We start from the raw sequence: 14,559 nt of genomic DNA, 5'->3' as shown, positions 1-14,559 counted from the left end.
TTCGATTGCACATTGTTTGGAGGTCTGGACGTGGAATCCATTGCAATTATTGGTATTGGTTGCCGTTTTCCCGGAGCAAACAATCCTGAAGCGTTTTGGCAACTCTTGAGTAACAGTGTAGATGCGATCGCTGAGATCCCCAAAGAGCGATGGAACATTGACGAATTTTATGATCCTGAACCTGGAAAGCCAGGAAAAATGAGTACCCGATGGGGAGGATTTCTCGATCAGGTGGATCAGTTTGATCCTGCCTTTTTCGGAATTTCTCCTCGTGAGGTGGAGCGGATGGACCCCCAGCAGCGTCTGGTTCTGGAAGTGGCATGGGAGGCGATCGAGAATGCTGGACTAGCAGCAGACCAACTCAGTGGTAGCCTAACAGGCGTTTTTATGGGGATCGGCAACTACGACTATTGTCGGTTACTTGCCAGCGACTTAAACCAGATTAGTGCTTACGATGGCACAGGCAATACCCTCTCGATCGCTGCCAATCGGCTCTCCTACATCCTCAATTTGCGCGGACCCAGTGCTGTTGTTGAGACTGCCTGTTCTTCATCGCTCGTTGCTCTCCATTTTGCGTGTCGCAGTTTACAGAGTGGAGAGTCTAACTTATGCCTGGTGGGTGGGGCGAGTTTAATGCTCTCTCCAGGTCCCTTCATTACCTATTCTCATGCTCGAATGATGGCATCGGATGGTCGCTGTAAAACGTTTGATGCCAGTGCGGATGGGTATGTGCGTGGAGAAGGTTGTGGTGTTGTTGTTCTCAAGCGACTCTCTGATGCGCTCAAGGATGGGGACAACATTTTGGCAGTGGTGCGGGGGACAGCTGTCAACCAGGATGGTTTAAGCAATGGGTTGACTGCCCCGAACGGACCATCTCAGCAAGCCGTCATTCGTCAAGCCCTAAAGAATGCTGGTGTGTCTCCTGCACAGATCAGCTATGTTGAAACTCACGGTACGGGTACTTCGCTCGGTGATCCGATTGAATTTAAATCGTTGAAAGCGGTTTTGATGCCCGATCGCCAACCTGATCAACCCTGCTGGCTGGGTTCGCTCAAAACCAACATTGGTCATCTAGAGGCGGCTTCTGGAATTGCCAGCGTGATTAAGGTTGTCCTTTCATTGCAACATCAAACGATTCCAGCTCACCTGCATCTTAAAACATTAAATCCTTACATTTCTCTGGATGAAACCACTTTTTCAATCCCAGTCGAAGCTCAACCATGGTTGTCGGGTGCAGCGGAACGCCTAGCAGGTGTCAGTGCCTTTGGGTTTGGAGGAACAAACTGCCACGTCATTTTGGGAGAAGCACCCCGGATAGAGCCAGATTCAGCCAAGGTTGTAGGTGAGCTTGAGCGGTTGTTTCATGTGTTAACGCTGTCAGCTAAGAATGAGCCAGCATTAACCCAATTGGCTCAACGCTATCAAGGCTTTTTAGCCACTCATCCTGAGGTGTCGTTAGCCGATGTTTGCTTTACAGCCAACACCGGGCGATCGCACTTTGATCACCGTCTGGCTGTGGTTGCCAGTTCTAATCAACAGTTGCGCGAACAACTAGAAGCGTTTGCGGCTAGCAAAGAGACTGCGGGACTGGTAAGCCATCAATCCAACGGAAAAAAAGCCCCTAAAATAGCCTTCCTGTTTACCGGGCAGGGATCGCAATATGTCGGCATGGGACGTCAGCTCTATGATACACAGCCGATTTTTCGACAGACGCTTGATCGCTGTGCTAAACTCCTGCGTCCCTATCTAGATAAGCCGTTGCTGGAGGTGTTTGGCTCCGATCTGTTAAACGAAACGGTCTACACCCAACCCGCTTTGTTTGCATTGGAATATGCTCTCGCGCAGGTGTGGTTGTCCTGGGGGATCAAGCCTGCTGTTGTCATGGGTCACAGTGTCGGCGAGTATGTTGCAGCCTGTCTAGCGGGGGTATTTAGCCTGGAGGATGGGTTAAAGCTGATTGCAGAACGGGCACGCCTGATGCAGGAGCTACCGCCAGATGGAGCAATGGTCGCAGTCTTTGCTAGCGAAGCAATGGTTAGTCAGGTGATTAAACCCTATCTCGAAGTCGCGATCGCCGCTATCAATGGACCTCAGAGCATTGTTATTTCCGGTGAGCGTGAAGCCATTGCAGCCGTGGTTGCTACTTTACAAGCCGAAGGCATTAAGACGAAACCATTGACCGTTTCTCACGCGTTCCATTCCCCGTTGATGGAGCCAATGCTAAAAGCATTTGAGCGGGTTGCCAGAACAGTTACCTACTCATCTCCACGCATCAAGCTTATTTCTAATGTCACTGGGGCGATCGCCACTGATGAAATCACAACTCCAGAGTATTGGTGTCGTCATGTGCGTCAGGCGGTCAGATTTGCCCAAAGTATGGAGACGTTGCATCAACAGAAGTATGATGTGTTTGTCGAAGTTGGGCCTAAACCCATCCTGCTGGGCATGGGACGCTATTGTATCCCTGAAAGTGCAGGTATCTGGCTTCCTACCCTATATCCAGAGCGCGATGATTGGCAGCAAATGCTCCAGAGTTTAGCCACGCTCTATGTCCAGGGTGCAACTGTTGATTGGTCAAGGTTTGACCAGGGTTATTCCCGTCATCGTCTACAGTTACCAACCTATCCATTTCAGCGACAGCGATATTGGGCGCAAATCACGCCTCGTACAACATTAGAATCCACAACCGCACCGCAGAAAGCGGTTAAAACTCCCATTCTAGATCTGCTCAGCGAAGGCAATGCTCAACAACTTTTGCAACACCTCAAAACGACAGAAAACCTTTCCGGTGAAGAACTGAATGTATTACCAAAGTTGTTGGAATTGTTGGTTAAACAACATCAGCACCAGATCATCACAGAATCCATTAAAGACTGGTTCTATGAAATAGAGTGGCAGATCAAATCACGCCAACTTGTAGATGAACCTAAAAATGGATTTCATAAACCTGGCACCTGGCTAGTCTTTGCAGATTTTGATGGGGTAGGAGAGGCTCTCGCTCACCATCTCCAGGAACAAGGCAAACAGTGTGTTTTGGTCTATCCCGGCCCGCTCTATCGGGTTAAAGATACTGGAGCCTGGGTCATCAATCCGTCTAATTCCGATGATTTCGATCGCCTGTTTCAAGATGCTATTGCGTCCTGCGATCGCCTCTTACAGGGGATCATCCACTTGTGGAGTTTAGAAGCTAGACCAACCGATGAGTTAACGCTTCCTGCGTTAGAGCAAGCTCAAGGACTGGGTGTTATTAGCATTCTGCATCTGTTGCAAACGCTGGGCAAAATGCCGTTACACACAACCTCTAACCAAAACGGGGGTCACGCCTCACCTCGACTCTGGCTTGTGACGCGCAATGCGGTGTCTGCTGGCTCTGCGGTTCCTGCTGTTGCTCAAGCACCACTTTGGGGGTTGGGTAAGGTAATTGCTTTAGAGCATCCCGATTGGTGGGGAGGCATGGTTGATTTGGCTCCCGTAGCGACTGAAGATGAAGTGCTGACCCTGTTAGTAGAAATTGAAAATCCCCAAGGCGAAGATCACCTGGCGTTTCGGGATGGGCAACGATATGTCGCTCGTCTGGTGCAAAAGCAACCATCCCAGATTAAACCCATCTCATTCCAGCCTGATAACACCTATTTGATTACGGGTGGACTGGGAGCATTGGGCTTAAAAGTCGCTCAATGGATAATTAACGAGGGTGCACGACATCTGGTCCTGATAGGACGGCGAGATTCCAGTGAAGCTCGACAAGCTTTAGACCAGTTAGAACAGCGCGGCGCAAAGGTTTTGGTGGTGCAAGCCGATGTCGCTGATGAAGCCGACATGCTTAAGGCATTTGAGAGTATAGACAACAGTCTGCCACCTCTCAAGGGCATCATTCATGCGGCAGGTGTCTCAAGATATGAGGCGATCGCTGCCACCGATGCCAGCACTTTCGCCACAGTATTGCGTCCTAAAGTTGCGGGAACCTGGCTCCTGCACGAACTGACACAGAACATGCAGCTTGATTTCTTTGTCAGTTTTTCCTCCATCTCCGCTGTCTGGGGATCAAAAGGACAGGGGCACTATGCGGCAGCTAACTACTTCCTGGATGCTCTGGCGCAGTATCGTCACCAATTAGAACTGCCCGCACTCAGTGTCAATTGGGGACCGTGGGCAGGTGGCGGTATGGCACTTGAAGAGTTTCAAGTCTGGTTGACGCGAATGGGCGTAGAGGGATTGCAACCAGAACAAGCCCTCGCCGCTCTAAAGTATCTACTTGGCACAGATTCCGTTCAAACCACCGTAGCCAATGTGAATTGGACGGTGTTTAAGGACTTGTTTGAGGCGAGAGGCAAGCGATCGCTGTTAGAACAGCTTGGAGCCAAACCAGAAAAGGCGATTGAGCCAACCGCAGAACCAACATCAGAACAGCGATCGCCAATATTACAACAACTTGAATCGGTGCCAGAGAGCGATCGCTACACAATTCTGTTAGCTCATCTCCAGTCTGAAGCAGCCAAAGTGTTGAGGCTAGCTCAATTGCCCGATCCGCAGCAAGGGTTATTTGACCTGGGCATGGATTCCCTAATGGCGGTGGAACTCGTTGGCTTAATTCGCTCCCAACTGCAAGTCGAGTTACCCATCAGCGACTTTATGCAAGCCTCTAGCATTGCTGCTCTAGCTGCTGTGCTGATGAAGCAACTGGCACCCAATACTATCGTCACTTCAGAGGTGACAGTCAATGTTCTAGATCTCAATCATGAGGCTAATCTGGACAGTTCAATCTATCCTGTTACACCTGCTGAAGAATACACCGAAGCGGCTTCCATCTTCCTGACAGGAGCAACCGGGTTTTTAGGAGCATTTCTGTTAGACGAGTTGTTGCGGCAAACTCAAGCAACAATTTATTGTCTCGTCCGTGCCTCTGATCCCAACGTAGGACTTAAAAAGATTCAAACGAATCTGACGGCTTACCAACGATGGCATGACCACTACCGCTCCCGAATTATTCCAATCATTGGTGATTTATCTCAACCGCAATTGGGTATTTCGACTGAGCAATTTGAAACTCTGGCACGTCAAATTGATGTGATTTATCACAACGCCGCAACACTAAACTTTGTCTATCCCTACTCAGCATTGAAGTCAACCAATGTTTTAGGAACACAAGAAGTTTTGCGGTTAGCCTGTTTGATTAAAACAAAACCACTGCATTATGTGTCTACTGATGCGGTGTTTGACTCATCTGCCTATTACGGCATAGAAGTTATTGAAGCAGAACCCATCTTGCATACAGAAGGAATTGATTTAGGATATACCCAAACCAAATGGGTATCAGAGAAATTAGTCACCATTGCTCGCGATCGCGGACTTCCAGTGACGATTTACCGACCCCCACTGATCGCCGGAGACAGTAAAACCGGAACCTGGAATACAGACGACTTTACCTGCCGTTTTCTGAAGGGTTGTATTCAAATGGGAAGTATGCCAGATATGAACTGTGGCATTACTCTTGTCCCAGTTGATTATGTCAGCCAAGCCGTTGTTTATCTGTCTCGCCAAAAACAAGCGATCGGCAAAGCATTTCATCTCAACAACCCTAACTTCTCAACTTGGAGCGAGGTTGCTGGCTATATTAATGACTACGGCTACTCAGTGCAGCAAATCTCCTACGAAGAGTGGGAAAACAAACTAATCGACATTGTTAGCTCTCAAGACAATGCTCTAAGCGGGTTACTTCCCTTCTTTTTACGACGTTGGTCTGATGAACAGTTAACCTTTGCAGGACTGGGACAACGACGAGTCAAGCTCAACTGCCAAGCAACAGTTGCCCAACTTTCAGGCTCATCGATTGCTTGCCCTCGTGTTGATACAAAACTCTTGAATACCTACTTCTCATATTTCATTCAAAGCGGTTTTCTTGAGGCTCCAAAAGTTCGAGCATAACGTTCAGAGAATTAAACCAGAGGATTAAATTCAATGAGATTTTCTAAAATCAATACCCTGGTATTTCTTGTAACAGGTTTCCCACCAGATGTGAGTGGCGTTTCACATTTCAACTGGGAACGGGCTCAATGGCTTGCAAAACAAGGTTCATACCGTGTCATTGTGTTCGCCCCCGACTGGCAGCAAGAAGCAAACCAATCAGAACCGCTCTTACCGTTAGACGAAAATTTAATTATTGAGCGGTATCCCTCAAAACCCTGGGCACCTTACTCGCTGACCCATGTACCAACGGTTGCGGCTGCCCGTTGGATCAACCAAAAACTTGCTTCTTATAACCCCGATTTAATCGTCATGACTGATGTAGAACGCTACTTTTTACTGGGTGCATGGCAGTTACCGGGTAGGGGCTACGCGCGGAAACATAACATTCCTTATATTGCGGAATATCACACTGATCTGTATAACTTTTCAGCTGCTTATCCAGGTTGGCAATGGCTGCGTAGTGTAGCTCGTAGCTCTCGACTAGCAAGCTATTTATATCGTCAAATTGATGTAACAGTCTGTTCTAGCATTGCAGCTAGCAAGAGTTGCCACGAGTTAGGTATTCCCAACGTTCAGACCATTCCATTTTTAGGAATTGATGTCTCTACCTACAACCCTGCTCGTCAGAACCGGCAATCGTTGGACCCCTGGCTCAGTGCTCAGGAGCGCAACAATAAGGTTTTACTTTTCTTGGGTCGTCTTGGTTTTGAGAAACGGGTTGATTTACTGATCGAAGCATTTGCCAAATTGAAACAGCAGCGACCTAACTATTCTCTAATTATTGCTGGAGACGGACCTGATAATGTTGTTGCATCGTTGAAACGACAGGCTGCACCCGTCCCACATATCCACTTCACCGGCTTTCTGCTGGGTGAAACGAAGGCAAATGTTTTGGCGTCGTGTGACGTATTTTGCAGCCCTTCGCCCTATGAGACATTTGGACGAACAGTAGTAGAAGCCATGGCTTCAGGGATACCTGTAGTAACGGTGAACAGTGGTGCTGTATCTGAATATATTTTTGATGGGGTTAATGGATATCTGGTTCCACCAAACGACGTTTCAGGATTAGCGGATGGTATTCGTAGGGCATTATCCAGCAACAATACTAATGTGGCTCAAACTGCAATGCGAAGTGCAAAGAAATTTTCGCTAGAACAAGGATGCCAAAACTTGAGTGATTATTATCAACAGCTTTTGGGTGCTAGTAAGAAACAGAGTTTGAGAAGTCTGAGCCGGACATGAATGGTATTTGATTACAGTTTTCGGTTCCTGTCGTTATTGGTAAGTAAGCAGATAATGATCGAGTTTGCCCCACACCTCAGTTCTCTTAAAAATGCTCCTGAGTTAGAGCAGCATTCAAACACGAGCGAACAGCGATTAAGCTGTTTAATCTGCGGCTACTGTATTGAACTGAACGATAGGCTTTCATTAATAACATTCTTCTGTAATGTCAGAGCTTTCAAAGAAGAGGTGTTTCAAGTTTGGCGATGCCCTGACTGCTCAACGATTCACTGTCTTAATGTGGTGGATTTGAAGCATTATTACAATGACTATCCATTTGCTCAGGCAAAGCTGTCAAATCAGTTAAAACTCTGCTACAAAAACTTATATCAACAACTCGTAAAACACGGACTTTCTTATACAGACTCGATACTTGACTATGGTTGTGGTAGCGGATTGTTCGTGAAATATTTGCGGCAACAAGGTTTTTCTAAATGTTATGGATATGATCCACACGCCTGTCAGGAGGAATTTGGCAATTCAGCGATTCTTCGCAAAGGACCATTTAATTACATCCTGCTTCAAGATGTAATTGAGCACGTTGAAGATCCGCACGTACTATTAAGTGAACTTGATGCTCTTCTTGCTCCCGGTGGTTACATTCTCATTGGAACCCCTAATGCAGCAAACATTGATTTAAGCCAACCTCATATTTCTGATTACTACAATTCAGTTCATGTTCCTTATCATCTTCATATCTATACGCGGCAATCAATTGAGTATTTGGCTCGTCAACAAGGTTGGATAGGTGTAGATTTTAGCGATCGCCCCTATCACGATACACGTTGGTTTGGCACAAATTCTCGTGCTTGGAATGAGTATCAACGTTGTTTAGATGGCACTATCAATACAGTATTTGAGCCCATCAAAATTGGAAAAGAGCTGTTATCCTATCGACTCATATTCTATTCACTGTTTGGTTACTGGCTGAGCCTTAAGACAGAAATGTCACTCATGTTTCGCAAAACGGGAGTTTAGACAAATGGCACGTCACTTAAAGCGAGTCGTCATCACAGGTTTAGGGGCTATTACTCCTTTAGGAAACACCGTCACTGAGTATTGGCAGAAGCTCCTTCAAGGATGTAGTGGGATTGGACCGATTACCCGTTTTGATGCCTCTCACCTTCCCTGTCAAATTGCAGCAGAGGTCAAAGGTTTTGATCCGTGCGACTATCTGCACCGCAAAGAAACCAAACGGATGGATCGCTTTGCCCAATTCGCAGTGTGTGCAAGCCTACAGGCGATCGCTGACGCCAACCTCGTGATTACTGACCACAATGCAACTGAAATTGGGGTGTTTATTGGTAGCGGGGTGGGTGGCATTAGAGTGATGGAGGAACAACAGGAGACCTACCTCAACTCTGGACCTAACCGCTGTAGCCCTTTTATGATACCAACGATGATCGCTAATATGGCGGCTGGGCTAACGGCAATGCACACCGGAGCAAAAGGACCAAGCTCTTGCACTGTGACTGCTTGTGCGGCTGGTTCCAATGCGATTGGGGAGGCATTTCGCCTGATTCAACATGGATATGCTAAAGCGATGATATGCGGTGGAACAGAAGCTGCTATCACGCCTCTGTCCATTGCAGGCTTTGCAACAGCAAGAGCACTATCTACCCGCAACACTGAACCTGCTCGTGCCTCTCGTCCATTTGATCGCGATCGCGATGGTTTCGTCATGGGTGAGGGATCTGGGATTTTGATTTTAGAAGAGTTAGAACATGCGCTAAATCGCAACGCCCACATCTATGCAGAAATCGTTGGCTACGGATTAAACTGCGATGCCCATCATATAACTGCTCCTGTACCTGGCGGTAAATCAGCGGCTAGGGCAATAGAGTTAGCACTGAAAGATGCAGACATATTCCCTAATCAGGTCAGCTACATTAATGCTCATGGCACTAGCACCTCTGCTAATGATGTGACCGAAACTTCAGCAATTAAACACGCGTTAGGATTACACGCGTCTAGGGTGGCGATTAGTTCGACTAAATCGATGACGGGTCATCTTTTAGGAGGTGCCGGAGGCATTGAGGCTGTAGCGACAACGATGGCGATCGCTACAGATCATATTCCACCTACCATTAACTTAGACACACCTGATCCAGAGTGTGATCTAGACTATGTTCCTCAACATAGCCGTGTTCAATCCGTTGATGTTGCGCTCTCTAATTCATTTGGTTTTGGGGGTCACAATGTAACTCTTGCCTTTAAAAAACTTGAAAACTAATCTTGTCTTTTGAGCGATCGCACTTCCTAAGTAAACATTCAAACACACAGTTAAATCATGACTAATCCTACTCTTCTAGATGTCAATTCGTCTGATCAATCTGAATCAGATTCATTTAATCATCAATCTCCTGTCACTACATTCACAGAACCCAAATCTATTTTCACAACTCAAGATATTCAAAAGCTTTTACCTCACCGTTATCCATTTGCGTTAGTCGATCGCATTGTGGGCTATGTACCTGGAGAACGAGCCATTGGCATTAAAAATGTGAGCTTCAATGAGCCTCATTTTCAGGGACATTTCCCAGGACAACCCATTATGCCTGGAGTGTTGATTATTGAAGCAATGGCTCAGGTGGGTGGTATTGTGCTAACTCAAATGCTAGAGTCAGATGGCGGATTGTTCCTATTTGCAGGAATTGATAAAGTACGATTTCGCCGCCCGGTAGTACCGGGAGATCAGTTAGTGATGACAGTCGAATTGCTCTCTGTTAAGCAACGACGTTTCGGTAAGATGCAGGGACGCGCTGAAGTAGAAGGTGAACTAGCTGCCGAAGGACAACTCATATTCTCAATTGTTGATCATCAAACATAGATTATCCTGTTTGACGGAATACATCTGGGTTGGGTGTAACTATATGGCTCACAAGCATGCAGCTTGTTGGGCTGTGATGTCTGGGGAGCGTGCAGCTAGTTGGAAGTGTCAATCAAGAACGGCTTGCTGCCAGTGAACCATTCTGTGTACCACCTATCGTATACGAATACATTGCTCGATATTCTATGACACGGCTACTAACTGCGGAAGATCTTCCAGATATAAAAACCATGTGACAATTGAACGTAATCAGATTAAGATTAGATATAACAGTAATGACGTTGAAGCATTTAATCGGCTCATTAGACATTGGAAACAGGTAATGAAGTCAATTGAATGCCGTAAAGATATTGGCTCACTGATAACATGTCTTATATTTAAGACATCCTTGAATGAGATTGCTCATCAATGTGGCAGTTATCATTTTAGAACAGATCCCAGCACTTCAGTACTTGATATAAACTGTCGATCGCATGATGTAGATGATGTAGATAATCTTTATATTGTAGACAGTAGGTTTTCCCTTCAAGTGCTGCCGTCAACCCTTCGCTCACCACAATGGCAAATACCTTGCGCGTTGGCGATCATCTACTTGAAAGAACCACATGAATCTTTGTCTATAAGAAGCAATACTGCTTGATACTTGTCTGATAGTCGTGAGCAACAATGTTGTCTGTAAGATCAGGGTGTACTGAAATAGAAAGTGAACTAACTACCAAAGGATAACTGCTATTCTCAATCATTAACCACTAGGACAGGACAATGAAGTACTCACAATTTTGCTCAATTGGACTGCTCGCAGCGTTAAGTATTGGTTTAAGTTTTAGCTCAGCAGAAGAAACGCTAGCAGACGATCCACAATGTAGGGGTGCTAGTTGTACTGACAGAAATCCGGTTGAATTTCGGTGTGATCAAGATGCTGTCGTTGATGAAGAGATCAGGAAATCCGTTTATCGTCGGCAAGATTCTGAGCAACCTCAAGAAATCATTATTCAGAGGATGTATTCACCATCATGTCAAGCCAACTGGACAAGAGCATACATTCCCAGTGAAACGTATCTCTTTATGCGACAGGATTTGTCAAACGGTGAACAACCGACCTATGGATTGGTCTATGTGACTGGAACAGGATACTTCTGGGCTGACAGTAATATGTCAAGCAGTGAAGTGACTAACCAGGCTTGTGTTTCCCTCTCGACGGGAGTGTGGTTTTGGTACGATCGCTACTGCACAATTTTTGACTAACATCCTGGCAAACCTGCTGTAGTCACCTTCCTAGATCACAATCTAAAGAGGAGATAGAGGAGGCAGCACCCCGACGAGAAATTTAATTTCTACATTTCATCCTGATCTAGGAGCTACGTCCAAGTAGTATTTCTATAGGCTGCTTCCCTAGACTCAGGTTCTTCTACGTATCTTTACTTACCCTTCAAAAGTAAAAAGTTATAGAAGAAATACAATTTGTTTCCGGAATTGAGTCTGAAAAGCTTATATTTCCTCAGCTATTAGGCTGATTTTCTTCTACAAATGTGCGATCTTCAGCTGACTTTGAGTGTATTTTTTTTGTAAAGGCTTCCGTAAATGTGGACAGTTGTACCTACCGAATGCCAAGATGCAAGCAACGAAGGATTTTCGGAGGTAGCTAAGTTATTAACTTGAGTAACTTCATTGAATAGGATTGCTCTATTCAGTAAGACAAACATCTACACAGCACTTAAATAGCGGGGCTAGAGGGAATACAATGCGTTCCTATCAGGCTTCCTGAGATGATAGTGGATGTTTAACCAGGCTACTTTCGTGGTATTTCTAAATAACTGCACTCAATCTTGCTCTGTTTAATCAAATAAGCATCTACGGATAAGCATCTGCACAACACTCAAATAGCGTAGCTAAAGAGAGCACAAAATGCTCTTGTGATAATGCGCACCTTGGGATGAGAGTGGATGTGTTTCGAATGATTCACCTAGTGCTTAGTGGCGTTTCTAAAGCATATACGCTGCATTTATAGCTACGCACAGACGTCACATCGCAAGCGATGGAGACCTAAATCAGTCTTGACCCCAAATTGAGGAACACCTTCTGTGCTCCTACAGTGATACGTGCGATAAAACTCACGGTTCAACATGAACTGGACAGTGTGCTTGCAATGCTGTTGTAGAACTTCCATTAGTTCTGACAGCTTCGTGTGCATTGAAATCAAATCGATCGTACTCCAAGGCGACTTGGAGCAATCCTTATTGCCAACTTAATTACTGGAGAGCAACAAAGTGGAAGACCAACCTTTGCTTCAAGTATACACGCCTAACAGTGATTTCGCTGCAGGCTTTTATTCGGGACAAATCATTTGGGGGCGTACTGGAAACGACACTCTACGAGGATTTCAGCCCAGTCAAACCACTTCGGGAGAACCCCAAATTGATCTTTTTATTGGTGACGTAGCGATCGACGATCCTCTTTTCCGTCAATGGAATGACACCTTTGTCCTGGGAGACTTCACACGGGGTTACTACAATAACGGTACCTCAACTAACTTTGGCTTGAATGACTTTGGCTTTATTGCTGACTTCAACCCACAACTCGATTCTATCGAGCTTTATGGTTCTGCAAACAACTATCAAATTCTGGATTTGGGGATTGGATCAGCCATTCTTCAGCAAACTCAAGCGGGTGCAGATGTCGTCAGTTTTCTGCTTGGAAACACAAATTTGAGCTTGAATGAAAGCTATTTTGCATTCCAAGGCACAACTCCACCTCCAGGACCCGGAGTACCACAAGCGCAGCAACAAGGAACCTCAAACTTTGACATCGCTGCTACGACAGCAACAGATTCTAATGGCAATGTCTATATTGCAGGCGGAACAGACGATGATGATGCGAATAACTCTCGCGATGCTGTAATCAGCAAATATGACAGCGATGGAAACCTGATCTGGACACAGCAATTTGGCACCTCTCAGTTTGAAACCATCTCTGGTATCGAAACTGATGCTGAAGGTAACTTCTATGTTGCCGGAATTACTGGCGGAGATTTGGCAAGAGACAAGCAAGCGATTGACTCTGAGGCATTTGTCGCTAAATATGACAGCGAAGGAAACCAACTCTGGATTCAACAGTTTGGGCAAAATTCCATCTTCCAAACCTTTGGCATTGATGTTGACGCTGAAGGTAATGCCTATTTAACTGGCATTGATGTTAAACCCTCAGAAACAGACATCGCAACAGACGATTTCTGGGTAGCTAAGTTTGACACCGATGGCAATCAAGTATTCTTTACAGAAACGGGGAGTGTAGACGACGCGTTTGATGAATCGTATGACGTTACCGTCAGCAACGATGGCAGCGTTTATACAACTGGGTGGACGCTTGGTGATTTGGCTGGTCCCAACGCTGGAGCTTACGACACTTACATCAGTAAGTTTGACAATAATGGCGAGTTGGAGTGGATTCGGCAGTTTGGCACCTCAGATTATGAATGGGGTTGGGGTGTCGATACTGACAGCCAAGGAAATGTTTACACAACCGGATGGACACTTGGTTCACTAGTAGAAGAAGGAAACGCTGGTTCCTATGATGTCTTTTTAACTAAATACGACAGTTTAGGCAATCAGATTTGGGTTCGACAGTTTGGAACGAGTGGTGATGATGAAGGGTTTGATCTGTTCATTGATGACAGTGACAACATCTTTTTAACTGGATATACCACAGGTGGTTTTGTTGGAGGAAATGCTGGTTCCTTTGACCCCTGGGTAGCTAAGTATGATATTGATGGCAACCAAATTTGGCTCCAACAGTTTGGAACATCTGCCTTTGACCAAGCTTATGCTGTGACTGCAAACGGTGATGATGTATATGTTACAGGCATCACTCAAGGATCCTTAGGGGGTGTTAATACTGGGGCTGTAGACACTTGGTCTGCAAAACTGGATGCATCCACAGGGGCGTTAGTTGATTTTGGTGGTTCTTCACTCGCGGCTAACAGTTCCTCAGGTACAGCATTATCTGTTAGCAACACTAACAGTAACAGTCAACCGATTACTGATCAAGCGACCATTGATTTCATCAAAAACTTCTTCAAGACGTTTACGACTGAAACGTTAGGGTTGCCTGAAAACAGTGGTGGCCCTACTGGAGCCGGGTTAGAAGTTCTACTCCGTGATCCATATGGTCGCCCTGAACCTGTGCCTGAACCATCAATGGGTATTGGTTTGATGGCGATCGCAACTGTTACGTGGATCAGCAAGCGGTTGAGAGCTAGTTCCAAATAGTTTGGGTTCTGAGTATCGATCCCCCCTATCTCCTTACAGGAGGGTGGCGTTAGCCAGGGGGATCCTTACTTTCTATTGAATTACGCATCTCGATTAGGGTGAGTGTAAATACAAGGGGTATGTCAAATAGATTGTGTCAAGGGTAAAAACTCAAGTTGGAAAGCGATCGCCGAATTCAATCGCGAAGCGATTGAGAGCAGGTTTCCAGTCACGAAT

The 14,559-nt window shown here is 45.9% G+C and carries 8 protein-coding genes; all 8 read left to right on the top strand.

The window, feature by feature from the left end; all coding sequences use genetic code 11:
- Nucleotides 1–30: 30 nt before the first annotated feature.
- Complete coding sequence (locus H6G89_RS25765) at nucleotides 31–5,925, top strand: type I polyketide synthase (protein WP_190511970.1); 5,895 nt, start codon at nucleotides 31–33, stop codon at nucleotides 5,923–5,925.
- A gap of 33 nt (nucleotides 5,926–5,958) precedes the next feature.
- A complete protein-coding gene (locus tag H6G89_RS25760) occupies nucleotides 5,959–7,209 on the top strand; it encodes a glycosyltransferase (protein WP_190511961.1) in 1,251 nt (416 codons plus the stop codon).
- Between the two features lie 54 nt (nucleotides 7,210–7,263).
- Nucleotides 7,264–8,226 (top strand): class I SAM-dependent methyltransferase, encoded by a 963-nt coding sequence (locus H6G89_RS25755; protein ID WP_190511959.1) that lies wholly within the window; start codon nucleotides 7,264–7,266, stop codon nucleotides 8,224–8,226.
- A 4-nt stretch (nucleotides 8,227–8,230) separates the two neighbouring features.
- A complete protein-coding gene (fabF, locus tag H6G89_RS25750; protein WP_190511957.1) occupies nucleotides 8,231–9,481 on the top strand; it encodes a beta-ketoacyl-ACP synthase II in 1,251 nt (416 codons plus the stop codon).
- A 57-nt stretch (nucleotides 9,482–9,538) separates the two neighbouring features.
- Nucleotides 9,539–10,078 carry a 3-hydroxyacyl-ACP dehydratase FabZ gene (gene fabZ, locus H6G89_RS25745; protein ID WP_190511956.1) on the top strand — a complete coding sequence of 180 codons (540 nt, stop codon included), beginning with the start codon at nucleotides 9,539–9,541 and terminating at the stop codon, nucleotides 10,076–10,078.
- 232 nt (nucleotides 10,079–10,310) lie between these two features.
- Nucleotides 10,311–10,718, top strand: coding sequence for a GMC oxidoreductase (locus H6G89_RS25740; RefSeq protein WP_339384543.1), 408 nt, complete (start codon nucleotides 10,311–10,313; stop codon nucleotides 10,716–10,718).
- Between the two features lie 122 nt (nucleotides 10,719–10,840).
- Entirely contained in the window at nucleotides 10,841–11,323 is a 483-nt protein-coding gene (locus H6G89_RS25735) for a hypothetical protein (protein ID WP_190511952.1), read from the top strand.
- A gap of 1,022 nt (nucleotides 11,324–12,345) precedes the next feature.
- A complete protein-coding gene (locus tag H6G89_RS36280) occupies nucleotides 12,346–14,343 on the top strand; it encodes an SBBP repeat-containing protein (protein WP_199336928.1) in 1,998 nt (665 codons plus the stop codon).
- Nucleotides 14,344–14,559: the final 216 nt, after the last annotated feature.

The organism is Oscillatoria sp. FACHB-1407 (assembly GCF_014697545.1).
Taxonomy (GTDB): Bacteria; Cyanobacteriota; Cyanobacteriia; order Elainellales; family Elainellaceae; genus FACHB-1407.
This window is presented reverse-complemented; position numbering and strand designations above follow the sequence as displayed.